This is a genomic window from Cryobacterium sp. Y29, assembly GCF_002929825.1.
Classification (GTDB): domain Bacteria; phylum Actinomycetota; class Actinomycetes; order Actinomycetales; family Microbacteriaceae; genus Cryobacterium.
On sequence record NZ_PJJN01000029.1, the window covers coordinates 1 to 24,181 of the forward strand.

Annotated in this window: 19 protein-coding genes and 3 tRNA genes; 14 read left to right on the forward strand and 8 right to left on the reverse strand. The window is 61.3% G+C overall.

What is annotated here, in order from left to right; all coding sequences use genetic code 11:
• The 3 genes from CXY74_RS05050 to CXY74_RS05060 all read left to right on the forward strand — a co-directional run.
• Positions 1-1,653, forward strand: a 1,653-nt coding sequence (locus CXY74_RS05050) for a class I SAM-dependent DNA methyltransferase (RefSeq protein ID WP_104199431.1), incomplete at its 5' end; no start/stop codon positions are given.
• Positions 1,650-2,945 carry a restriction endonuclease subunit S gene (locus tag CXY74_RS05055; protein ID WP_104199432.1) on the forward strand — a complete coding sequence of 432 codons (1,296 nt, stop codon included), beginning with the start codon at positions 1,650-1,652 and terminating at the stop codon, positions 2,943-2,945. The genes CXY74_RS05050 and CXY74_RS05055, both read left to right, overlap by 4 nt.
• Positions 2,945-6,022: a type I restriction endonuclease subunit R gene (locus CXY74_RS05060; RefSeq protein WP_104199433.1), complete on the forward strand. Its 3,078-nt coding sequence runs from the start codon at positions 2,945-2,947 to the stop codon at positions 6,020-6,022. The genes CXY74_RS05055 and CXY74_RS05060 overlap by 1 nt, the downstream gene beginning before the upstream one ends.
• Positions 6,023-6,827: 805 nt before the next feature.
• On the opposite strand, the gene CXY74_RS05065 is transcribed toward CXY74_RS05060, so the two are convergent.
• A complete protein-coding gene (locus CXY74_RS05065) occupies positions 6,828-7,106 on the reverse strand; it encodes a helix-turn-helix transcriptional regulator (protein WP_104199434.1) in 279 nt (92 codons plus the stop codon).
• A gap of 114 nt (positions 7,107-7,220) precedes the next feature.
• Between CXY74_RS05065 and CXY74_RS05070 the strand changes: the two genes are divergently transcribed.
• Together CXY74_RS05070 and CXY74_RS05075 are read left to right on the forward strand one after the other, a co-directional pair.
• Entirely contained in the window at positions 7,221-8,108 is an 888-nt protein-coding gene (locus CXY74_RS05070) for a site-specific integrase (protein WP_146070060.1), read from the forward strand.
• Positions 8,105-9,862: a hypothetical protein gene (locus CXY74_RS05075; protein WP_104199436.1), complete on the forward strand. Its 1,758-nt coding sequence runs from the start codon at positions 8,105-8,107 to the stop codon at positions 9,860-9,862. The genes CXY74_RS05070 and CXY74_RS05075 overlap by 4 nt, the downstream gene beginning before the upstream one ends.
• A 223-nt stretch (positions 9,863-10,085) precedes the next feature.
• Here CXY74_RS05075 and CXY74_RS05080 read toward each other — a convergent pair.
• Positions 10,086-10,169: transfer RNA gene (locus tag CXY74_RS05080), tRNA-Leu, on the reverse strand.
• Positions 10,170-10,516: 347 nt separating this feature from the next.
• Here CXY74_RS05080 and CXY74_RS05085 point away from each other — a divergent pair.
• The 7 genes from CXY74_RS05085 to pknB all read left to right on the forward strand — a co-directional run bounded on the left by CXY74_RS05085 (position 10,517) and on the right by pknB (position 19,371).
• On the forward strand, positions 10,517-11,275 hold the full coding sequence (locus tag CXY74_RS05085) for a DUF3662 and FHA domain-containing protein (protein WP_104199437.1): 759 nt from the start codon (positions 10,517-10,519) through the stop codon (positions 11,273-11,275).
• Positions 11,272-11,820 carry an FHA domain-containing protein gene (locus CXY74_RS05090; RefSeq protein WP_104199438.1) on the forward strand — a complete coding sequence of 183 codons (549 nt, stop codon included), beginning with the start codon at positions 11,272-11,274 and terminating at the stop codon, positions 11,818-11,820. The genes CXY74_RS05085 and CXY74_RS05090 overlap by 4 nt, the downstream gene beginning before the upstream one ends.
• 3 nt (positions 11,821-11,823) lie before the next feature.
• Entirely contained in the window at positions 11,824-13,053 is a 1,230-nt protein-coding gene (locus CXY74_RS05095; RefSeq protein ID WP_104199439.1) for a PP2C family serine/threonine-protein phosphatase, read from the forward strand.
• Complete coding sequence (locus tag CXY74_RS05100) at positions 13,046-14,431, forward strand: FtsW/RodA/SpoVE family cell cycle protein (protein ID WP_233193232.1); 1,386 nt, start codon at positions 13,046-13,048, stop codon at positions 14,429-14,431. The genes CXY74_RS05095 and CXY74_RS05100 overlap by 8 nt, the downstream gene beginning before the upstream one ends.
• Positions 14,432-15,883 (forward strand): penicillin-binding protein 2, encoded by a 1,452-nt coding sequence (locus CXY74_RS05105; RefSeq protein ID WP_104199440.1) that lies wholly within the window; start codon positions 14,432-14,434, stop codon positions 15,881-15,883.
• The gene (locus CXY74_RS05110; protein ID WP_104199441.1) at positions 15,880-17,598 is read left to right on the forward strand and encodes a protein kinase; all 1,719 of its coding nucleotides are present in this window, start codon (positions 15,880-15,882) and stop codon (positions 17,596-17,598) included. The genes CXY74_RS05105 and CXY74_RS05110 overlap by 4 nt, the downstream gene beginning before the upstream one ends.
• Positions 17,599-17,676: 78 nt before the next feature.
• Positions 17,677-19,371 (forward strand): Stk1 family PASTA domain-containing Ser/Thr kinase, encoded by a 1,695-nt coding sequence (gene pknB, locus CXY74_RS05115; RefSeq protein WP_104199442.1) that lies wholly within the window; start codon positions 17,677-17,679, stop codon positions 19,369-19,371.
• 187 nt (positions 19,372-19,558) lie between these two features.
• Here pknB and CXY74_RS05120 read toward each other — a convergent pair whose 3' ends face one another.
• Positions 19,559-20,197, reverse strand: coding sequence for an aminodeoxychorismate/anthranilate synthase component II (locus tag CXY74_RS05120; RefSeq protein WP_104199443.1), 639 nt, complete (start codon positions 20,195-20,197; stop codon positions 19,559-19,561).
• Between the two features lie 167 nt (positions 20,198-20,364).
• Positions 20,365-21,183, reverse strand: coding sequence for a class E sortase (locus CXY74_RS05125; RefSeq protein ID WP_104199444.1), 819 nt, complete (start codon positions 21,181-21,183; stop codon positions 20,365-20,367).
• Positions 21,184-21,263: 80 nt separating this feature from the next.
• Here CXY74_RS05125 and CXY74_RS05130 point away from each other — a divergent pair, with 80 nt between their 5' ends.
• Positions 21,264-21,509 carry a cell division protein CrgA gene (locus tag CXY74_RS05130; protein WP_104199445.1) on the forward strand — a complete coding sequence of 82 codons (246 nt, stop codon included), beginning with the start codon at positions 21,264-21,266 and terminating at the stop codon, positions 21,507-21,509.
• 160 nt (positions 21,510-21,669) lie between these two features.
• Here the strand turns inward: CXY74_RS05130 and CXY74_RS05135 are convergent, their stop codons facing one another.
• Together CXY74_RS05135 and CXY74_RS05140 are read right to left on the reverse strand one after the other, a co-directional pair.
• Positions 21,670-22,368, reverse strand: coding sequence for a rhomboid family intramembrane serine protease (locus CXY74_RS05135; protein ID WP_370446124.1), 699 nt, complete (start codon positions 22,366-22,368; stop codon positions 21,670-21,672).
• Positions 22,369-22,532: 164 nt separating this feature from the next.
• Positions 22,533-23,072 carry a peptidylprolyl isomerase gene (locus tag CXY74_RS05140; protein ID WP_104128760.1) on the reverse strand — a complete coding sequence of 180 codons (540 nt, stop codon included), beginning with the start codon at positions 23,070-23,072 and terminating at the stop codon, positions 22,533-22,535.
• Between the two features lie 153 nt (positions 23,073-23,225).
• Here CXY74_RS05140 and CXY74_RS05145 point away from each other — a divergent pair, with 153 nt between their 5' ends.
• Positions 23,226-23,750 (forward strand): hypothetical protein, encoded by a 525-nt coding sequence (locus CXY74_RS05145; RefSeq protein WP_104199447.1) that lies wholly within the window; start codon positions 23,226-23,228, stop codon positions 23,748-23,750.
• A gap of 198 nt (positions 23,751-23,948) precedes the next feature.
• Here the strand turns inward: CXY74_RS05145 and CXY74_RS05150 are convergent.
• Positions 23,949-24,021: transfer RNA gene (locus CXY74_RS05150), tRNA-Ala, on the reverse strand.
• Positions 24,022-24,080: 59 nt separating this feature from the next.
• Positions 24,081-24,154 (reverse strand) — tRNA-Ile (locus CXY74_RS05155).
• Positions 24,155-24,181 lie beyond the last annotated feature (27 nt).

Here is a 24,181-nt window from a genome sequence, read left to right on the forward strand (position 1 = left end):
CCACTACGGTTATCAACAGCCAGCATTGGCAGCGTAGAAGAAACCACTAATTCCGCTGTCCGAAATGCCCGCGGCAGGTCAAAATTCGCCGGCGTCGACCTGCACCCCGACCGCGTCAGCAACACTGAGATGGGCCTCATCTTCGAAGAGCTCATCCGCCGCTTCGCAGAAGCCTCTAACGAAACTGCCGGAGAGCACTTCACGCCGCGCGAGGTCGTGCGCCTCATGGTCAGCCTGCTCTTCACCGAGCATCCCGACGAAGACCCCGCCCGCTCCCTCACCGTGCCCGGCGCCGTTCGCACGGTCTACGACCCGGCCGCCGGCACCGGCGGCATGCTCAGCGTCGCCGACGACTACGTACGCGAACACTTTCCCGACGCCTCCCTCACCCTCGTCGGCCAAGAACTCAACGCCGAATCCTTCGCCATCGCCAAAGCCGACATGGTCATCAAAGGCCAAGCCATCGAGAACATCATCTGGGGCGACACCCTCACCCACGACGGCCACCACGGCAAAACCTTTGACTACGGCCTCTCCAACCCACCCTTCGGCGTGGAATGGAAGAAACAGCAAGCCTTCGTGCAGAAAGAGTACGACCTGCAAGGCTTCGACGGACGCTTCGGCCCCGGCTTGCCCCGTGTCTCCGACGGCTCCCTGCTCTTTCTCATGCACCTCGTCAAGAAGATGCGCCCGAAAGCGCAAGGCGGCGGCCGCGTCGGCATCGTCCTCAACGGCAGCCCCCTCTTCACCGGCGGCGCCGGCAGCGGCGAAAGCAACATCCGTAAATACGTCATTGAGAACGACCTGCTCGACGCCATCATCGCCATGCCCACCGACCTGTTCTACAACACCGGCATCGCCACCTACATCTGGATCCTCGACAACGACAAACCGGCCAGCCGCAAGGGCAAGGTCCAGCTCATCGACGCCACCGACCAATGGATCAAAATGCGCAGGAGCCTCGGCTCCAAACGCCGCCAGATCACCCCCGAACAAATCCAGCACATCGTGAAGCTCTACGGACAGTCCTCCAATATTTCCGAAGCGGATGCCGACGCTTCCAAAATTCTCACCATCGCCGACTTCGGCTACACGACGATCACCGTTGAACGACCCCAGCAATTCAATTGGGCGCTCACCACTGGGCGCCTCACCTTGGCGCTGACCGCGAAATCGCTCCTACCAGTGGCGGAGGCCGTAGAAACGGCACTCCTGCCGTTGGTCGAGCGTGCCGAGGACGCCTCAGCCGAACTGGCCGTTTTTGCGAAGCGCATCAAAACGGCCCTAGCAGCCGCCAACATCACCCTGACCGCCCCGCAGCTTAAAGCCCTCCTCGCCGGCCTATCTGAGCGGGACGAAACCGCCCCCATCGTCACGGGAAGCAAAGGCCATCCGGTTCCGGACACCGACCTTCGCGACACAGAGAACGTGCCGCTCGGCGAGGACATTGACGCCTATATTCAGCGTGAAATAGCCCCGCACGTCGAGCATTTCTGGGTCGACCGCACCAAAGACAAGATCGGGTACGAGATCCCCTTCACCCGCCATTTCTACAAATACGTACCGCCGCGCTCCCTTGAAGACATCGATACTGACCTCAACAAACTCGTGGCAGAAATCACTGTCCTTCTCCGGGAAGTTGAGCGCGCGTGAGTGAAAACTCGGCTCTACCGAAGCATGTTAGAAACCTCCCAGACGGGTGGCGTCATCTCCCGATTAAACGTGTTGCCGACACTTTCAGCGGGGCTGGCTTTCCGATAGATCAACAAGGAGTTACCGACGAAGAAATCCCATTTCATAAGGTTGCTTCGCTTTCCGGAGCCGATTCGACGGGCTGGATTCACGGCTCCGACGACACAATTTCCAAATCGACTGCGGCTAACCTTCGCGCCCCTCTGCTTGATTCAGGAACGATTGTGATCGCGAAAATTGGCGCCGCTCTCCTGCTCGGCCGAATTCGCCAACTTGCGCAAAGATCCACCATAGACAACAACATGCTCGGAATTATTGCCTCAGGTTCGCATGCGCGTTTCCTCTACTTCGCCCTACAGACCTTGGATTTCGCGGCTCTAGTAAATCCCGGTGCAGTCCCGTCGCTTTCTGACCGGAACCTGCGAATGTGGCCCATCATGCTGCCGCCGGACGCAGAACAGCAACAGATTGCAGCTTTTCTGGATCGGGAGACCGGGCAGATTGATGCGCTCATCACCAAGCAGGAGCAGCTCGTCGAGACATTGACCGAGCGCCGTCAAGCCGTGATCGCCCAAGCCGTCACCCGTGGCCTAGACCCCACCGTCGAAGTGAAAGCATCCGGCGTTGATTGGCTCGGCGACATCCCGTCGGGTTGGCGGATTCAGCGTCTAAAACGTTTGGGGTCAACCCAAATCGGGTTAACGTACGATCCGGACGACATCGTCGGCGAGGAATCTGGGACGCTTGTACTTCGCTCGGGCAACGTTCAAGGTGGCCAGATTTCGCTTGTGGACAAGGTGTACGTATCCACTCGTATACCCCTTGCTCTAAGGCTACGGGAGGGCGACATCCTCATTTGCGCACGAAATGGCAGTCGGGCTCTCATCGGAAAGAACGCCAAAATTGGCCCCGAGCTGGTCGGAGAGACCTTCGGTGCATTCATGTCCGTGCTGAGGTCTGATGTCGGCGACTACCTTCGCTGGGTTCTGAACTCATCGATATTCCAGTTTCAGATGGGTTCGTTCGTTACCGCCACAATTAACCAGCTAACAAATGGTACTTTGAATAACTTTGAGATTCCCGTTCCTCCTCGCCGCGAACAACTCGAAATCATCGACTATTTGACTGATGAAACCGTACGGCTCGACGCGCTCGTAGTGAAGGCGCGTCAGGTCGTCGAGGTCCTGAAAGAGCGCCGGCAAGCCCTGATCAGCGCCGCGGTGACCGGGAAGATTGACGTGAGGGGTCTCTGATGGCGGACCACAACGAGAAGCCGTTCGAAGATGAACTGGTGCAGCACCTGCACGCCAACGGATGGCTCTACTCCCCCACCAGCACTGGATACGACACGGAACGCGCGCTGTTCCCCGCCGATGTCTTCGGCTGGCTTGAAGATACCCAGCCCGAGGTGTGGGCTCGGGCGGTGAAGCCCATTGATGCGGCTTCCGTTCAGCAAAAATCACGCGATGCACTGTTGGACCGGCTGGTGAAGTCGCTCGACGCGTCATTCGACAGCGTGAACGGGGTGCAGGGCGGCACTCTCTCGGTGCTGCGCCGCGGCTTCAAGGCGACGCCGCTGTCGTTTCGGATGGCGCAGTTTAAGCCGGTCACCGCGCTGAACCCGAAAACCACCGCTGATTACGGCAAGATGCGCCTGCGTGTGATGCGGCAGGTGTTTTACTCCACATCAAGCAAGAAGAGCATCGATCTGGTTCTGTTCATCAATGGGCTGCCGGTCGCGACGATCGAACTGAAAACCGACTTCACACAGAACGTGCAGGACGCGATCTCGCAGTACCGCACCGACCGCAACCCTAAAGGCGAACCGTTGCTCTCATTCGGGCACCGCGCACTGGTGCACTTTGCGGTGAGCAACTCCGAAGTGTTCATGACCACGCACCTGCAGGGCCCGGACACGTTCTTCCTTCCGTTCAACAAGGGCAATGACGGGCGGGCCGGCAACCCGGTCAACCCCACAGGGTCAGAAACGGCGTACCTCTGGGAGCGCGTCCTGCAGAAGGACGCTTGGCTCGGCATCCTCGGGCAGTTCATGCACCTGCAGGTGGAAAAAAACATCGATCCCGTGACGGGCAACCTTGAGAAGAAGGAGACCTTGCTGTTTCCGCGCTTTCAGCAATGGGAATCGGTTACGCGGCTCATCGAGACGGCCCGGGCCGAGGGGCCGGGGCATCGGTATCTGATTCAGCATTCAGCGGGCTCGGGCAAGACGAACTCGATCGCTTGGACCGCGCATCAGTTGTCGACGCTGCACCGCGCCGACGGAAGCAAGGTGTTTAACTCGGTGATTGTGGTCACGGACCGCACCGTTTTGGACACGCAGTTGCAGGATGCGATCAAGCAAATCGATTCTAAGACCGGTGTTGTCGTTGGTATCGATAGCAAGGTCGGCGGGTCGAAGTCGAGCAGGTTGGCGGAAGCCCTCACGCACGGCGCACAGATCATCGTCGTAACCATTCAGACGTTCCCGTTCGCGATGGCGGAGCTGGCCAAGCTGGAGGGTTCCCTCGCGGGACGCAGCTTCGCAATTATCGCCGACGAGGCGCACTCCTCCCAGACGGGAACGACATCGAACAAGGTGAAATCGGTGCTCAACGCTGATGAGCTTGCGGATCTTGCCGATGGTGGTGAGGTCGACATGGAGGCGCTCCTCGCCGCTGACATGGAATCGCGGGCAAACGCCACGAACATCTCTTACTTCGCGTACACGGCCACCCCGAAGGCGAAGACACTGGAACTTTTCGGTCGGTCCGTCGACGGCGGCCTGCCGAAACCCTTCCACCTCTACACAATGCAGCAGGCCATTGAGGAAGGCTTCATCCTCGATGTGCTGCGCAACTACACGCCGTACAAGGTGGCATTTAAGCTCGCACACAACGGTCAAGAGTACGACTCCGACGGCCCCCTCGTCGAAAAGGCGCAGGCGGTGAAGGAGCTCATGCAGTGGGTTCGCCTGCATGACTTCAACATCACTCAGAAGGTCGCGCTCATCATCGAGCACTACCGCGAAAATGTGGCTTGGCGACTGAACGGTAAGGCGAAAGCCATGGTCGTCACCGGGTCACGACGCGAGGTGGTGCGGTACAAACTCGCCTTCGACGCCTACCTCAAGCGCACCGGCCACACGGATGTTCGCGCTCTCGTCGCCTTCTCCGGCGAGGTACTCGATACGGACCTCGGCCCCGAGAAGTTCACGGAGACGAGCATGAACCCCGGCCTTAAAGGCCGCTCCCTTCCCGAGGCGTTCAAGACGGATGGCTACCAAGTGATGCTCGTGGCGAACAAGTACCAGACCGGGTTCGATCAACCGTTACTCGTGGCCATGTACGTCGACAAGAAACTCTCCGGCGTCACGGCGGTGCAGACCCTGTCTCGGCTGAACCGGATGGCGAAGGGCAAAGACAATACCTTTGTGCTCGACTTCGTGAATGACCCCGAGGTCATTCGGGAGTCGTTTGAGCCCTATTTCAAGGACGCTCGGCTGTCGGCGGTGTCGGACCCGAACATCGTGCACGACATCAAGGACAAACTTGACGCCCTGCATCTCTACGAAGAGCACGAAGTGGATGCGGCGGCATCCGTCGAGGTTTTCAAGAAAGGCAACAACGCCCTCGCTGCCGCCGTCGCACCGGGAAAGGACCGGTTCAACAAGCGTTATGACGCCGCGATTGAGGCTGGCGACCATGAAGAAGTCGACCGGTTGGAGCTATTTCGCAGCGACCTGACCTCATTCATCAACGCCTACGACTTTCTGTCGCAGATCATCAACTTTGAGGATGTGTCGATCGAGAAGCACGCGATCTTCTACCGAGCCCTTGCGCGCGTGATCAGCGAAAAAACTCGCCGCAGCGCGATCGACCTAACCGGCGTCGCCATGATCGGGTACGGCATCAAGAAACAGGGCCAGCAGAACATCAGCCTGACCGGTGACAAGGAATTGGACCCACTCAGCGGCTCCGGGTCCAAGAGCCCCGTCGATCCGGTTCTCGCGCGTCTTCTCGAGGCCGTGAATCAACTCAACCAACTCTTCGACGGTGATGGCCTCACGGATGCCGACATGATGGGGTTTTATTCCCACGTGAAGGGCAAAGCATCCGAGAACGAGAGGATCACCATGCAGATCAAGGTGAACAGCGAGCAGCAGTTTCTGGCGAGCCCAGACTTGGGAAGCACGGTCACAAACGCCATCGTTTCGTCGGGCACCAACTTCACCGCGATGGTGGCCGAGGCTCTCACCAGCGACGACAAGCTCGCCAAGATCATCGATATCATCGGCCGCGCCCTCTACCGGGACGAGCGCGAAGCAGCGTAGGTCGATATTGGCATGTGGAATCCCCGTGACGGCGGGCCCCGGTTGCCGCGACATGACCAAATACCAGTGCAATACGGCAATAGTGGCGCGACTAACTTCACCCTGCGCCTTAAGTGCGGAAAGGACCGGCCAACCCGAACTGGTTGGGCTGAACCGTGCCTTCGGTTACGAAGCCGGCGTTGAAAGCTTCACAGCCGACGGCGAAAATGCTCGACCGCCACTCCCAGCGTTATCTGGACCGGTGGCCTCAGCTGGTATCCAACTGTCCTCGTCCGCCAGAATTGCTCGCACTGTTGCGAATCGTTGCGCCCAGTTGACGAGGTCGGCAAGTTGCATGAGGGTCTCTCCGCGTTGGATCCGGACGAGGCGGTCGTACGTCATTCCCGGGGGACGCGGCCTCAAGCCGGTGACGAACGCCTCAAGACTCGGGCCGCGCAGCAGCGCTTCCCGAACTGCGTTTGCCACTCGATGTTGCAGTTGGGCGGCGATGAATCGCGGGTCACTCAGGCTAAATCCCGGCGCCGGGCGGAGCGGTTCACTTGATTTGCCGAATTGTCTGGGGGCGTCTGCCATTGCGCGCGGTTCATATTTGAACCCGCCTGGTGCCGTAGCTGTTCTCACCTAATGATATTAGGGGTGAAGGTTGACTGAATTTGTCTACCTTGACGGAATTATTTTTAATGTAGACATAATTTTGCTCTACTACTAGGGAAATTCCCCGCCTAGGTCTTGAGCCAGAACCCAGCCGATCGTCGGGCTCGCGCATGGAAGGGGTATGACACCATTCTCTGACCGCCCAGCCGCTTTAGTCGACCACGCCGGGCCACAACGAGGCCTTCAGGCCAAGCTCCAGCTTGGCGAGGGTAGCAATGTCCGGCCAAGACAGTCCGTTGAGCAGGGCGCCGATGCTTGCGCGGTCAACGCCGGTCTCGCGGGCGACTTCTCGTATGCTGCGACTACCCATAGCACCGCGGAGGTTCAGCACGAATTGCCGCGCTATTTCGGCGACAGGGTCATTGCTCCGCGTCCCCGGCCAATCGACACACAGCTCGTGTGGGGTGACACGAGATGGGCGCGGACTCATAGAACGAGCCTAACCGCCCACATTGGCACGTTCGCCGATTCTACGAATGCTGACATCTGTGCTTTACTCAGTGGCTGTAGCTACGGCCAAATGAGCGAGAGGGTGCGCGCGACTATGACCAAGTACAAACCCAAGCGCGCGCCCGGTGAATGGGCGCTTATGGAGTCGTTCGTCAAAGACGCGTGCTCTCTCGCCGCACCGCACACCGCCTATACCGCATCGATGCTCCTGACGGTCACGAGCGCCTTTGCACTGTGGTGCGTCACCAATCAGGGATGGCCATTACAGACCGACGTTGTCTTCAGTCGCCTCGCCATCGACTTGTACTGCACCCAGAAGAATTCACCGCTCTCTGAGGGAACGCGGCGCAATTACCGCGCCATCCTGATGCGCGTCTCTGAGGTTGTCGCGCCGGAAGAACACCCGGAGGCAATGACGCCCCTTGCTCGGAAACGCGTCGCACCTCCGTACACGTCAAAGGAAATGGAAGAATTTTCGCATTGGGCGCGCGGTCAAGTCACCGATGAAAAACGTCGTCGCGCCATGCTCATGCTTGTGCTCTGCGCGGGTGCAGGACTCAGGCCGAGCGACGTCAGCACCATCTACCCCGACGACGTTCTCGTCGACGACGCCGGCATCATTCTCACCATCCACGGCACAACCCCCCGCATTGTGCCGCTGCTCCGCCCGTGGGAAGAATGGATGGTCGCCATCCTGCAACAGGTCCCCGATGACGTGCCTCTGTGGGGTCCCACTAATACCGTTCGGGCGAGCAACCTGCTGTCGAATTTCACGCAGTACACGGTGGGCCAGCGCCCCCGCAGTGACCGTCTTCGGGCCACGTGGATTGTTGCCCACCTTCGGGCGGGCACTCGTATCAAAGACCTCACCGCAGCTCTCGGTGTGGAGAAATTCGAAAATCTTCCACGTTACCTCGAACACGTTCCAGCACCCGATATTGCTTCTTATCGCGCGCAACTTCGCGGGGCGGTCAATCAGTGAGCGCCGCCTCGGTCTCGTCGGATGCCGCCCTGCTCGAAGAGCGGATGCAAACCACATTCGGGATGACACGCTTGAAACACGAGACTGAACGCGCCCGCGGACCCGTATCGCGCGCGTATCTCAACAACGCCCTTCGCATCGTTGACAACTCAGCAGTGATAACAAAACTCGAAGACTGGCGGCACGAGCGCCTCAAATCAAACGCTGGCGTCAAACCACTAATTCCATTCCGGGCCGTACTCGTTCTCTTTTTACTGCATGTTCAACTCGGGTACGGCATCAACTACCGCCGCATCGCGGAAACTCTAGACGTTCACTTTAAAGCGGAAGAATTTGCCCTACTCGGGATACTGAATCAGGCGGGAGACCACCGCGATTGGTACCAACGACTGTGGCGTTCAGCCAATCGCATGATGGCCCTCATTGACCCCCACCCGGGCCCGCGCAACCTACGACTCAAGCCAGAGGCCTACGCCATACTGCTCGCGGAACAAGCAACACCGAAGGCGATGAAGAAGTCCGAACGAAACTCGGAGCGCCTCGACTGGCTCTGCGAACAACTCCTGCACACCAGCGTCCGCATGCTCCCCGCGGACATTTGGGCCAAATATCACGGCAACATCGCAGCCGACGCGACCCTCATTCCGGGCACCGGCCGACCCAACCCTACAGACCCGACAATGCGCCGCGGCAATGCCGACCCGCAATCCGGACGATACCGTCGAGAAGGCAGCCACGGTGGTCTCGGCGCCAAGACCGACAAAGCCGGATACGAACTCGAAATGAGCGTCATGGTCTGGAACAAACCCGGGCAAAACACGCTGTTCCCGTCGCTCATCACGGCCGTCGGCTTCCACCGACCCGGAGAAATCATCGGGCACGGAGCGAAGCTCGTTGACTCACATCAGCGGCTGGGATTCACCAGTGGCCTCGTCATCGTCGACCGTGCCTATAACAACGAAAAGCCTCGCAACTTCCAGATTCCTGTGCGCCTCCGTGGCTGCGAACTCGTCATCGACTACAAAGAAACCGACCTTGGTTTGCAGAACCAATGGAAGGACCTCATCCTCGTCGACGGCAACTGGTACGTCTCCGGAATGCCCCAAGACCTCATCGACGCCTCCAAAAATTACAACATCTGGGAAGCGGACCCGCTCGACCCCGATAAGCCGAAACGGAAACTCGACGAGGAGACTTACAAGACATATCTCCAACGGCGGGACGCCTACCGAATGAAGCCTAAGGGCTGCTCAGACAAAGACGGCTTCCAACGATTCATGTATCCCACCAAAAGAATAATGACCGTTGACCGCGCCACCGGCCGCCCAGCAGTCAAACGCTCGACACTGTTAAGCGTCACCATCCCCCTCGACGCGGGAGCGCCCGCCGAAAAAAATCGAGACCCCCGACTAGCGGTGAAGCACCTACAGAAATTCGCCTACAAGTCCCCAGAACACCGCCAGTATTTTGGTATGCGGAGCCTCGTCGAATCCGCCAACGCAACTCTCAAAACCAAGAACTTCGAAGACCTCGCCAATGTCAGCAAACGCTCGGGCCGCGGATTCGCCTTCAACTATCTCGCCGCAACACTCGCCGCGGTCTCATCGAACCTGCGCAAAATATACGACTTCTTCGTAAAAGCAGCCGAGCTCGAACTCGGCGAAAAGCTTCCGCGGGAACGTCGGCGCAAAGAAGCCACCGGGACACCGTTGACCAAGCACAGTGCGCTACCCGCGCTGGCGCCACCGCGCTAACAACCGCGCCCCTGACTCTGGCATGACCCCACCGCACACCGAAAGCTTTAGCCTGCCCACCAGCAGGCATATTTGCATTTAACCGGCCGTCGCCAACGTCACCGAGCCGATCAGCGTCGCACACACCGTTAAAAAACGAAGGCCGGCCGAGTATTTCTACTCGACCGGCCGGTTCGCTTGGATTTCATGAAAACGAATACTGAATTTCCTGAAACACCCGCTGTGCGCGAGAGGGGACTTGAACCCCTACGTCCTTTCGAACACTGGCACCTGAAGCCAGCGCGTCTGCCAATTCCGCCACTCGCGCGAACTTAGGAATGCTAACACTGCGAGGGGGGTCAGCGCCATTCGAGGGCCCGTCGCTCGCCCTGCGGGCCGTATCCGGCGTGAGCGCGCCCGATGCCGGTGGCCGCTCCACCCACACGTGGCGCCCCTGCCCGTAGCTGGCGCGCCGACACCATCGCCGCCAACGGATGCCCGTGTGGCCACGCTCCCCTACAAAAAAGTCCCACGGAATGCCCCGAACACGCGCGGAATTCGGTCAGGGACGCTCCGCGGGTAGTATGACTGTTCGTGCCGTTTGCGCCCCCAAGGTGGGTTGCCACGCGAGACAAGTAACATGCTCATAGCCAAACGGACCGGATCGGGAGACCTGTGGGCATACTGGATAACTTTGAAAAGGGCTTGGAACGCGCCGTCAACGGAGCATTCGCCAAGACCTTTCGATCGGGCTTGCAGCCGGTGGAAATCACCTCCGCGCTGCGTCGTGAGCTCGACACCAAGGCCGCAGTAGTCTCGCGGGATCGCATCCTCGCGCCTAATCGCTTCACCGTGCGCATGTCCCACGCGGACTACGCCCGCATGAGCGCGCTCGGCGTCACCCTCCTCGACGAACTCACCGCCCTTGTGCAAAAACACGGTGCCGAACAGCGCTACCAATTCACCGGCGGCATCACGATCACCCTGCAAGACGACCGCACCCTCAGCGAGGGCATGGTGCAGATCGACTCCAGCTCGGTCAAGAGCAACGTCGCCTGGACCCCGGTGCTCGATATCAACGGCACCAGGCACCCGCTGGTCAAGTCCCGAACCGTGATCGGGCGCGGCTCTGACGCCGACATCACCGTGGAGGATACCGGCACCTCGCGCCGCCACGTCGAAATCCTCTGGGACGGCGCCACCGCCCAGGTGCGCGACCTCGGCTCCACCAACGGTTCCCAGCTCAACGGCGCTCCCGTCAGCCAAGCCATTCTCGAGCCCGACTCGATCGTCACGATCGGTCGCACCCGCATCGTGTTCCGCGTCCTCGCCCAGGCCTCGCCAGACTCTCACGAATACCCGCGCGCCGCACCACCGGTCGATCCGGCCACCGAACGCCACGACATGGGCGGATTCTGGGGGCCGACGGCATGAACGTCAGTGAACTCACCCTGCTGGTGCTGCGCTTCGGCTTCCTCCTGCTGCTCTGGATGTTTATCTTCGGCATCGTCTACGCCCTGCGCAGCGACCTATTCGGGCAGCGCGTGCGCAAGTTGAAAACGGATGCCACCCCCGCGCCTGCTTTCCCGCTATCCGCTGTTCCCGCTGCAGTCCCCGCCGCCGCCGCCTTCGCGGCTCCGGTAGCGCGCGCCAGTCCGGCTACCGACGCTGAAATGGCTACCGCACACAACACCACCCGTCTGGTGATCACGAGCGGCCCGAAAGCCGGTACCGAGTTTCCGCTGGGCACCGACACTGTCACGATCGGGCGTTCGAGCGACTCCAGCCTGGTCATCCGCGATGACTACACCTCCACACACCACGCGCGCCTCATGCTCTGGAACGATGAGTGGATGTTGCAAGACCTCGACTCCACCAATGGCACCTTCCTGGCCGGCTCCCGCGTCACCGTGCCGACCAAAATTCCCCTGAACGCCACCGTGAAGATCGGCGCCACCAGCTTCGAGCTTCGGCGGTAGGTCATGGCGACGGTAAGTCATAGCGCAGCCGCGTCCCACGTCGGCAAGGTTCGCTCCAACAACCAGGACTCCGGCTACGCCGGACGCTCCCTGTTCGTAGTCGCTGACGGCATGGGCGGCCATGCCGGCGGTGACGTCGCGTCGGCGATCGCCACCAAGCGCATCATCGAGGCCGACAAGCCATACACGAGCGCCCAGGATGCCGAGTTCGCCCTGCAGGCCGCCCTCATCGGCGCCAACGCCCAGCTGGCTGAGACCGTGTTCGAGCACGCCGAACTCACCGGCATGGGCACCACCGTCAGCGCTATCGTCGTACTCGAAAACGAGGTCGCGATCGCGCACATCGGCGACTCGCGCATCTATCTGCTGCGCGATAACGAGTTGTCCCAGATCACCGTCGATCACACCTTCGTGCAGCGTCTGGTCGACAGCGGACGCATCACCGAGGCTGAAGCCATGGTGCACCCACGCCGCTCCGTGCTCATGCGTGTTCTCGGCGACGTGGAGGCGAGCCCCGAGATCGACACGTCCATCCTCGCCACCATCGCCGGCGACCGCTGGATGCTGTGCTCCGACGGTCTCACCGGCGTCGTCTCCCACAACGCCATGGCCTCAGCTCTGGCGAGCGGGGCGAATGCGCAGGATGTCGCCGATCTTCTCGTCAAAGAAAGCCTCGACGGCGGCGCGCCCGACAATGTGACCGTCGTCATCGTCGACATCGGTGCGGGCGTCGCTCGCACCGACAGCCCGGTCGTTGTGGGCTCCGCGGCGAATCCGCTCGCGTTCGGTGAGGAGCCCAGCCGCAATCGGGCCCTGCGCATCCCGGCCCTCCGCCTCCACCCGGTGCGTGAAACGCATTTCGAACCCGATTCTCAGGACTACCTGTCCGAGCTGATCGAAGAGGATGCCCGCCGCGCCCGCCGCCGCAAGGTCACCTGGCTGGTCGCTGTCATTCTGCTGGTGCTCAGCATCGTCACGACCACCGTTCTCGGCTACCAATGGACCCAGACCCGCTACTTCGTGGGCGCTGACGGTTCCAACGTCGCTATCTATCAGGGCGTGCAGCAGGATATCGGCCCGATCAAACTGTCTGGTGTCTACGAACATACCGACCTCAATCTCTCTGACCTGCGCGTCTACGACCGCCAGCAGGTCGAGCAAACCATCAACGCCGGCTCCCTGGCCGACGCCCTGGACATCATCGAACGATTGAAGGGTGCAATCGTTGAGTAAGGCATCCGCTCTTTCGGCACAACCGGCAACCGAGCCGGTTCGTCGCCTGCGCCTGCCGCAGAAGCTGCGCAACCTTGAACTGTTTCTACTCCTGATCGCGTGCTTCATCAACGCGAGCGCGGTCGTGCTCGTGCAACTCGGCGCGCTCGGCGAACTCGACCCGACCCTCGTGCTGCTCGGCGCGGGCCTGTCCGTTCTGGTGATCAGCCTGCACGTCGTGCTGCGGTTCGTCGCCCGCGATGCCGACCCGTTCATTTTGCCGATCGCAACGGTGCTCAACGGCATCGGCATTGCCATGATCTATCGCATCGACATTGCCGACCAGCAGGGCGGCTGGGAGAGTGCCGCCGTACGCCAGACGGTGTGGAGCGCCCTGGCTATTTTCAGCGCCATCGTCGTGCTGCTGGTCATTCGAAACCACCGAGTGCTGTTTCGGTACACCTACATCGCCGGCCTCGTCGGTGTGCTCCTTCTTTTTCTGCCGCTCATTCCCGGCCTCGGCCAGGAGATCAGCGGTGCCCGGGTGTGGATCCGCTTCGGCAGTTTCGCTACCTTCCAGCCCGGTGAGATCGCCAAGATCGCCCTCGCCGTGTTCTTCGCCGGCTACCTCGTGCGCAACCGCGACAGTCTCTCAATGGTTGGCAAGAAGATTCTTGGTGCCCGCTTTCCCCGCTTCCGTGACCTCGGCCCGATTCTCGTCGTCTGGGCCCTGTCGATGTCGGTCATCATCTTTCAGCGCGACCTCGGCACCGCCCTGCTCTACTTCGGCCTGTTCCTGGTCATGCTCTACCTTGCCACCGGCCGCCTCAGCTGGGTCATCATTGGTATGAGCCTGTTCCTGGGTGGCGCCCTCATTGCCAGCCAGACCCTGAACTACGTCAATGGACGCTTCACCAACTGGCTCGACGCGCTCAACCCGGATGTCTATAACGCCAAGGGCGGCAGCTTCCAGCTGGTGCAGGGCCTGTTCGGCCTCGCCAAGGGCGGCCTGCTCGGCACCGGTTGGGGCCAGGGTCGCCCGGAGCTCACCCCGGTACCTCAGAGTGACTACATCATCGCGAGCCTCGGCGAGGAGCTTGGGCTCGCCGGCCTGTTTGCCATCCTCGCCCTGTACCTGATGTTCGTCGCCCGAGGGTTCCGCATCGGCTTCGCCGGACAGGATGACTTCGGCAAGCTGCTCGCTGTCGGGCTCGCCTTCGTCGTGGCCCTCCAGTGCTTCATTGTCATCGGCGGTGTCACCCGGGTCATTCCCCTCACCGGCCTGACCACCCCGTTCCTGGCCGCCGGCGGCTCATCGCTCGTAGCCAACTGGATCATCGCGGCTCTGTTGCTGCGACTCTCTGACACCGTGCGCAATCAACCCAGGCTGGTGGTCTAAGTGAACCGTGAACTCAAGCGCGTCAGCATCGTCGTGATGCTGATGTTTGTCGCCCTTCTCGGCTCGACCTCGGTCGTGCAGGCTTTCCAGGCCGACAACCTGTCGGCCGACCCACGCAACAGCCGCACGCTCTACGACAGCTATCAGGTCGAGCGCGGTGCCATCCTCGTCAAAGGTAAGCCGATCGCCCAGTCGATGCCGGTCGACGATGATTTCAAGTTTCTGCGGACCTATACCAACCCCGAGCTCTACGCGCCGATCACCGGGTATATTCCGATCAATGGCGAACCGACCGGGCTCGAGTTCGCCCTCAATAGCGAGCTCACCGGCACGTCAAACTCCCAATTCTTCGACAAGATCAGCGCCCTCGTCACCGGCCAGGACCCGAAGGGTGCCGCCGTCGAGGTGACCATCGATCCGGTCGCCCAGCAGGCGGCGTGGGATGCCCTCGGCGATTACACCGGATCCGTCGTCGTCACCGAGCCCGCCACCGGTCGCATCCTGGCGATGGTCTCCAAACCGGGTTTCAACCCGAACCTGCTCACGGTGCACAACAACGCCGAGGTCACTGCGAGCTACGACGCCCTGGTGGCCGACCCGAACGATCCGCTGATCAACCGGGCGATCAATTCGCTCAACCCTCCCGGTTCAATATTCAAACTCGTCGTCACCACGGCCGCGCTCGAATCGGGCAACTACACCCCGGAGAGTACTTTTTTGAACCCATCCGTCTACATGGCCCCCGGTACAACGAGTGCGATCGAGAACTCCAGCGGAGGAACCTGCGGCGCCGGCGAGACGGTTACCCTCGCGACCGCACTGCGGCTGTCCTGCAACATTCCCTTCGCTGAACTCGGTGTCGAGCTGGGCGACACGACCATTCGTGAGACCGCCGAGAAATTCGGTTTCAACAGCACCTACAGCATTCCCATGACCGTCTCCGAGAGCACGTACCCGCGCGGGCTCGATGACCCTCAGACCGCGCAGTCGGCGTTTGGCCAGTTCGACGTGCAGGCGACACCGCTGCAAATGGCCATGGTCAGCGGCGCCATCGCCAATGGCGGTGTTGTGATGGCGCCCAACCTGGTGCAGGAGATTCTCGCCCCCAACCTCAGCGCCATCCAAACCTTTGAAGCAACCGAACTTGGGCGGGTGATGAGCGAAGAAACCGCCGCGACGATCACCGCGATGATGGTCAACGGCGTTCAGGATGGTGCGGCAAGCAATGCAAGAATAGATGGGGTTGACGTGGCGGGGAAAACAGGCACGGCGCAAAACGGGTCAACGGATCCGTTCACACTGTGGTTCACCGGTTTCGCACCGGCGAACGACCCGCGATACGCCATCACCGTTCTCATAGAGAACGGCGGGGGAGAAGGACAAACGGGGTTCGGCAACAAACTTGCCGCACCTGTCGCACAGAAAGTACTAGAGGCGGTGCTTAACAAATGAGACCCACAGCAGGCCTCACCTTCGGGGGACGATACGAGCTGCAGTCGCGCATTGCGATTGGCGGCATGGGCGAGGTGTGGAAGTCCACCGACCTCGTCATCGGACGAAGCGTCGCCATCAAGATTTTGAAAGACGAGTACCTCGGTGACCCCGGTTTTCTGGAGCGTTTCCGCGCCGAAGCCCGCCACGCCGCGCTCGTCAACCACGAGGGCATTGCGAATGTCTTCGACTACGGCGAGGAAGACGGCAGCGCCTTCCTCGTCATGGAACTCGTTCCCGGCGAAGCCCTCTCCACCATTCTCGAACGCGAACACGTATTGCCGACCGACAAGGTGCTCGACATTGTCGCGCAGACCTCGGCCGCACTGCACGCCGCCCACGCCGCGGGACTCGTGCACCGCGACATCAAGCCCGGCAACCTGCTCATCACGCCAGAGGGACGGGTGAAGATCACCGACTTCGGTATCGCCCGCATCGCTGACCAGGTGCCGCTCACCGCGACCGGCCAGGTCATGGGTACCGTGCAGTACCTCTCTCCCGAGCAGGCCAGCGGCCACCCGGCTTCGCCGACCACCGACATCTACTCGATCGGTATCGTCGCGTACGAGTCCCTCGCCGGCCGACGTCCGTTCACGGGCGAGTCGCAGGTCGCCATCGCCATGGCACAGATCAATGAGATCGCGCCGGACCTGCCGATAACCGTGTCCGAACCGGTGCGCAACCTGGTCTTCGCCTGCCTGGCCAAGAACCCGGCCGACCGACCGGCGTCGGCGGCCCACCTGGCGCGCGCGGCATCCGCTCTGCGTCGTGGTGATGTGGCCGCCGCCGCCGTGGCCGTGCCCTCAATTTTGGGCGGCCTCACGGCCACCAGTGCCACCATGCTCATGCCCGGTGCCGGCGCTGATTCGGCCACGTCCATTCTTCCGGCCAACGGTGCCCCCACCACCCGCGCCTCCGCTGCTGCAGCGGCAGAGGCACAGGAGAAGAAGCGCAGCAAGTGGACCTGGCCGCTCATTGCGCTCGTCGCGCTGCTGGTGATCGTACTCACCGGCACGCTCATCGCCCTGTTCACCCAGAACAATGACACCCCGGTTCCTGCCGAGACGTCGGCGACGCCGTCGACCACACCTACGCCATCGCCCACACCGACACCGAACCCAACGCCGACACCGACGCCGACGCCGACACCGACCAATACGTCGGTCAATCCCGACGACTTCATCGGAAAGCCGAGCGCCGAGGCCGCCGCCTTGCTCGTCGACATGGGATTTGCAGCTGACGTCGAACCCGGCAACGCTGCTGCGACCGGGGAAGACGTTGACCGGGTGTACCTGGTCAACCCCAGAGGCCCCGTTCCGGCCGGCTCAACGATCACCCTCACCACCTACGGGCCGGTTGCCACACCGAGCACGCCAACAGCAGCTCCGACCGCCACACCGTCACCGGCGGCTCCGGCAGGTACCGTCACTGTGACCTGGAACGCCCAGACCTGCCCGACCGGCCAAACACTGGCCGGCTATGAGGTAGCCACGGAGGGCGGTGCCGCCGTGATCACCTCAGCAAACCCGTCCAACGCTCAAACGACTACGGCCACGATCACCGCTGGTACAGAAAACTTCACGGTAAAGTTCCGCTATTTCTGCGGCCAGATCAGTTCTGCATTCTCCCCGGCTGCCGAAGTACTCGTCACTGGCGACACTGCTCTCGGAGAGTAACTCCCCAATTCCGTGCGGTAAAGTAACGGTCACTGTGTCCAACCCGAATACGGTGTCTGATTGTGGGGGAGTGCGTACGTGGCTGACTCTGGTCGTTTGATCGCCGGTCGCTATCGTGTCGGGGCCCTGTTGGGCCGTGGCGGAATGTCCGATGTGCACATCGGCACCGATTCCCGGCTCGGTCGCACGGTAGCGATCAAACTGCTCAAGTCGACCCTCGCGGCTGATCCGGCGTTTCGCACCCGCTTCCGTCAGGAAGCGCAAGCCGCCGCACGGATGGCGCACCCCACGATTGTGCGCGTGTTCGATGCCGGTGAGGAGACCGTCACCGATGAGTCGGGCCACGACTCGCAGATTCCGTTCATCGTCATGGAACACGTCGACGGCCGGCTGCTCAAGGACATCATCCGTGAGGGTGCGATTGAACCCGCAGAGGCTGTACGCATCATCGACGGGGTTCTGACCGCTCTCGAATACTCGCACCGGGCGGGCGTCGTACACCGCGATATCAAACCAGGCAACATCATGATCACCAAGTCCGGTCAAGTGAAGGTGATGGACTTCGGCATCGCCCGCGCTATCTCCGACTCGGCCACGACGGTCGCCCAGACCACGGCAATCCTTGGCACCGCTGCCTATTTCTCCCCCGAGCAGGCCAAGGGTGAGTCCGTCGATGCGCGCACCGACCTGTATTCGACCGGTGTGGTGCTGTTCGAAATGCTCACCGGTCGACCGCCGTTTCGCGGTGACACGCCCGTCGCAGTCGCCTACCAGCACGTCAGTGAGATGCCGGTCAAACCGTCTGCGCTCAACCCGAGAGTGTCGCCGGCCCTCGACTCGGTCGTGCTGCACGCCCTGGCCAAGGACCGATTCGCCCGATATCAGAGCGCCGTCGAATTTCGGGGCGATGTCGAGACCGCCGGATCCGGCCAGATTCCTCTCCATCACGCCGGCGAAGAGGTTGGCGCCGGACTCTTCGGCGCCGCGCCCACCGCCGTCACCGGCTCGGCCCTCGCCCTCAAGCAGCTCTCCGAAGATCCGACTATGGTGCGCACGCAGCGGCGCCCTCCGGTGATCTGGGTGTGGGCTGGAATCGTCTGCGTCGTCGTCATCGTCGTAGCGGTCATGATCTGGGTGGCGAACCTGCAACCGTCGGTGGAACTGCCCGACAGCTCACGAAAGGTGCCCTCACTCACTGGCCAGACCTTCGATGAGGCCCAAAACACGCTTCTCGACCTGGATCTCGCTGCCACCCGTGCCGGGGAGTCGAGTACCACGGTACCCGCCGATCAGGTGATTCGCACCGACCCTCCGGCCGACACCATCGTCAACCCCTCGGACGTGATCAAGATCTTCGTCTCCACCGGCCCGGTACCCGTTGTAGTTCCTGACGTCACCAACCAACCCATAGCAGACGCCCAGGCCGCGATCGAAGGGCTCGGTTTCGTTTCCGGATCGGTCACCGCTGAGAATTCGCCGACCGTGGCCGTCGACGTGGTCATCCGCACCGATCCGGCCGCCGCCGCATCCGAGTTCTCCGGCGTCATCGTGAACTACACCGTCTCAAGCGGGCTCGTCACCCTCGGCGACCTGACCGGCCAGTCCCTCGTGGCCGCGATCGACCTCGTCAACAATGAAAGCCTCATGCCGGATTCGCAGGCGGATTACACCTGCGCCCAGCAATCCGGTTCCCCGATCAAAGCCCAGTCGCTGGCGCCCGGTGACGTCCCGCAACGTTCCGAGATCACCCTGACCTACTGCGCCGGCACCTAGCATCGTGTGGACGGGGCCCGGGCCCCGTCCGTGGGCCCAGTTTATAAACTGGGCCCACGGCTACAGGGTGGGCCCCGCAGCCTGGTCCGTCGCCGATACCACTGTCGGCCTCCAGCGTCTTTCCTGCCCTAGTCAGGGCCAAAACGCACGAGTGCCCGGGTACAGGGCTAAAACGCGCCGAGTGGACTCAGCTGAGGCGTAACAGCGGATGCAGAGACTTCGCGGTCTCCCGCGCACCCTCCAGGCCAGCCAAGGCCAGCCAGTTGCCGAGCATGAGGTAGCCGCCCTCGGTGAGCACCGACTCCGGGTGAAATTGCACGCCCAGAATGGGAGCGGATGCATGCCGCAGCCCCATAATGACGCCGCCCTGCGTGCGTGACGTCACGATGAGGTCACTCGGAACGGTCGACGCGACGACGGCGAGCGAGTGGTACCGGGTGGCCGTGAATGGCTGCGGTACACCGCCGTAGAAGTCGCTGTCGTCGTGCGTGATGAGCGATGTTTTGCCGTGCATGAGTTCTTCGGCATTGGTCACCGTGGCCCCGAATGCTTCAGCGATGGCCTGATGGCCAAGGCACACGCCGAACAGGGGCAGATCGGTGGTCAGTGCCGCTTCGACGACGGCAATGGACACACCAGCGTCCGAAGGCTTACCGGGACCCGGCGAGATCAACACACCGTCAAAGTCGGCGAGGCGGGAGACGGCATCCGCTTTTTCGAAGGAGTCGTTGCGCACGACTTCGGTATCCGCGCCGAGTTCCATCAGATAACCGTTGAGCGTATAGACAAAACTGTCGTAGTTGTCGATCACGAGAATACGGGTCATGAGCCGCCCACTGTCGCTTCCTGATTGTTGAGAATGCCGTCGATCCACGGGTACGTCCAGGTGGCGAGTACGGCGAGTACGGCCATCAGCAGGATCAGAACAAGAATAATGCGCACCCAGATTGGTCCGGGAAGAACACGCCATAGTGCTGCGTAGATGGAAGCCTCCTAGCCCTGTGCTGCGATGATCGGTGCGAGTTCGGCGGGAGCGCCGGACGCGAGCGGCTGCCACGATTCGAGCACGCCGTAAGCGATGATACGTTCCGCGGTGGAGTAGAGCGGGTTGCAGCTGGTCAGGGTGATGATGCGGTCGACGGCGGTCGCGTCGGGCCGGTTCGGAACGGATGCCAGCACCTGTACCTGCGAAGGTGCCACGTACTCGGTATCGCGATACCGGTACGTGTAGTAACCGTCGGCAGTCTGAACGTATATGGCATCCCCGAGCTGCAATTCATGGATCAGATGCATACCACCGCCGAAAGCGCTGCGGTGGGCGGCAAGGGCGAAGTTGCCCACCTCCCCCGGCATTTGCGTGCCCTTATAGTGCCCAATGCCCAGTCGATTGCTGTTCAAGACGTCGTGGCCGGTGCCCTCGGCAATGGTGCGGTGATAGTCAGCTCCGAAACGGGGAACGTACAGCACCGCGAAAGCTGTGGCGTTAGCTGGAACGGCAGGCACGACCGGATCTCCGTTGTCGACGGAGACCGGTACGGTACCCGGCTTGGCCGGATCGACGATGGGAACGGGTTTGGCTGTTGACGTGTTCTGCTCGATCCAGTCCTGGCTGACCTCACTTGCAGCCGAGGTCTGTGAGTTCGCCATGACCATGTCATTCCACCACAGCTGCCAGCCCAGAAAGAGCAACACGAGGATGCCTGCGGTGATGAGAAGTTCGCCCAGCACGCCGGTGACGGTGATCTTGCCCGATTTCGCCCGCCGTGGGCGCTTGCTGACGATCTCGATGGGATCATCTGCCTGGGGACACATGCAACGAGTCTACCGACCTGATTGACTTCCAGCCCCCGCATCATGTCCACTCAAACAGGCGAAGACGCTAGGATCACAGAATGGCACGTAAGAATTCTCGCACCCGGTCCGTCCGCACCGATGTTGCCCGCTCGAACGAGGACGCTCCCAACGCCGTCTGGTTCAAGCCGGTCATGTTCGGTTTCATGCTGCTCGGTCTGGCCTGGATCATCGTGTTCTACGTCAGTGGCAGCCAGCTTCCCATCGCGGGGCTCGGTGCCATGAACATCCTGGTCGGGTTTGGAATTGCCTTCATAGGCTTCCTCATGACCACCCGCTGGCGCTAACTCTTCGGCTCGATCGAGCGCCGTTCGCAAACTGTTCATTGAACGCTAATCGCTCGGTCACCGAGGCGCTGTATCGGCGGTAATGACACCGGTGTAATTATCCCCATGTGGATAAACCTGTGGATAACTCAAGGTGGACCCGGCGAGCTCCCGCCGCCAGCTAGCCCACCGGTGCGAGCAGACTCAGAATCCTGAGTACGGCAATAGCCACAAAGAGAACGGCAACTGCCGCGATCAAAACGATCTGCACGACCTTTTGCTTCGGTCGACGGGTACGCATGAGCACGAAACCGATCAGCGCACCCCCGACGATGCCGCCGAGGTGGGCTTGCCATGCGATACCGGGAATGAAGCTCACGACAACGTTGATTCCGAGGAGCACCAGCAGTTGCTTCGAATTTCCACCCAGACCGCGTTGAATGATCAGGAACGCACCCATGAGCCCGAATAGAGCCCCTGATGCCCCAACGACGGAGGTGTACGGCGCCAAAACGAGAACGCCGACCGAACCCGCGAACCCGCTGATCAGATACAGGGCCAGAAAACGTCCGCGGCCGAGCATTCCCTCCAGCATCGGACCGAATAACCACAGCGCATACATGTTCAGCAGCACGTGAAACGGCAGTCCGCCCTGCGAATGCAGAAAGACACTGGTCAACATGCGCCAGGGCTCAATGATGGTGAGGGCTGGTACGTATGCGAATCGCTGCGTGATCCCGAGGCCCGGGATCCATTGCAGCACGAACATGAATACGGTCAGCGCGATGAGGGCATAGGTGACCGTCGGCTGGCCACTGCCGGTCAATCTGGTGAGCACGGCTGGTTTGATGCGGGGAGCGTTCTTACGCTGGATTTTCATGCACTCAGGGCAGATAACCCCGACAGCAGCCTGAGTTTGGCACTCGGTACAGATGGTGCGGCCGCAACGTTGACACAGAATGAAGCTCTGCCGCCCCGGATGGCGGTAACAAAAATTCGCCGCCGAGACCGGCAGATCACTCATTCTCTGTACGGGGATACTGGTTAGACGGACTCGACAGAAACGCTCTGAATGGAAACATCTTCGAGGGGACGGTCGCGCCCATCCGTGGCGACGGTGGCGAGCTTGGCAACGATTGCGCGACTGTCTTCGTCTTCGACAGCACCAAAGATGGTGTGCTTACCCTGCAGCCACGTGGTCGGAACGACGGTGATGAAGAACTGCGAGCCGTTCGTGCCATGGCCCCCCTGAATTCCAGCGTTTGCCATGGCGAGCACGTAGGGCTGGGTGAAGTCGAGGTCGGGGCTGATTTCGTCATCGAACTGGTAGCCCGGGCCACCGGTGCCCTGGCCGAGCGGGTCACCGGCCTGGATCATAAAGTCTTTGATAATGCGGTGAAAGATGGTTCCGTCGTAGAGCGGCGCAGAGGAAGCGGCGCCCGTTGCGGGGTGCTTCCACTCGATTTCGCCGGTCGCAAGGCCGACGAAATTCTTCACCGTCTTCGGCGCGTGGTTGCCGAAGAGGTTGACCTTGATGGGTCCGAGGGTGGTATTCAGGGTGGCGACAGCGGTGTGCTTAGACATACCCCCGATTCTCGCACAGCAATCTCCACCGAATCTGACTCCCAGCGTGCGCTCCCAGTGCATTCGCTGGTAAGACGAAGATTGAGTAGCATGATGGGCACTCAGTGGCAAGATGGATATACATTCGCCACACGACATCGATGGAGGGTCTAGATGAGCCTGTCACGCAAGCGCCGCAAGGAACTCACTCGGCTGCGCAAAAGCGCAGACGAATTATGGAGCCACCAACAAGAGGTTTTAGAGCGGGCCAATGTTCTTGCTCGCCAGGCCGGTCACCACGCCGGCGTCCTCGCTCGCGAAGAAGTAGGTCCGCGCGTTCGCGAGGGCTATGACCACTACGTTCGCCCGGGCGTGAACGCTACCCACGACGTCGCCGACGGGGTACGACGCCGCGTGGTCAACGACGTCCTACCCGGAATCGGAAGCGCGATCGGAACGGTCATGTCCGTCGGGGACGTCGCACGCGACGCCCGCGTCCGGGCTGCACTGGGCCGCATCCGCTTTCAGAAGCCCGTTGTGGTCGAACCGAAGGGCCCTGGCGCCGGGACGTACTTCGCCCTCGGCCTGGCCGTGGTCGCCGCCGTAGGCGTCGCGTACGCCGTCTGGCAGACTTTTCGCGCCGACGACGAGCTCTGGGTCACCGATGATGAAGTCGAACCGAGCACGCAGGAAGACTAAGCGAAGGCCACCAGCTCAAGCAGAGCCCGCATCCATCGGATGTGGGCTCTGCCGCGTTAAGCGCTCTATCACCCAACACTGCTCCGCTGGGAGCTTGAGAGGAGCACTACAGGAGGCTGCCGACCGTCGGTGAACGACACGGCGACACGGAACGGTACACGAAAGGCCCGTCCGAAGACGAGCCTTGTGCCTGAACTGTGGAGCCACGGGGAATCGAACCCCGGACCTCCTGCTTGCAAAGCAGGCGCTCTACCAATTGAGCTATGGCCCCGATTTCTCAGGCCGAACATTCAGCGCAAGCGCTGGATTCGGAGTGAATCTGGTACTGCGTGGGGATACCGGGATTTGAACCTGGGACCTCTTCATTATCAGTGAAGCGCTCTAACCAACTGAGCTATATCCCCCTCGTGAGCAGATTGAAGACTACCGGA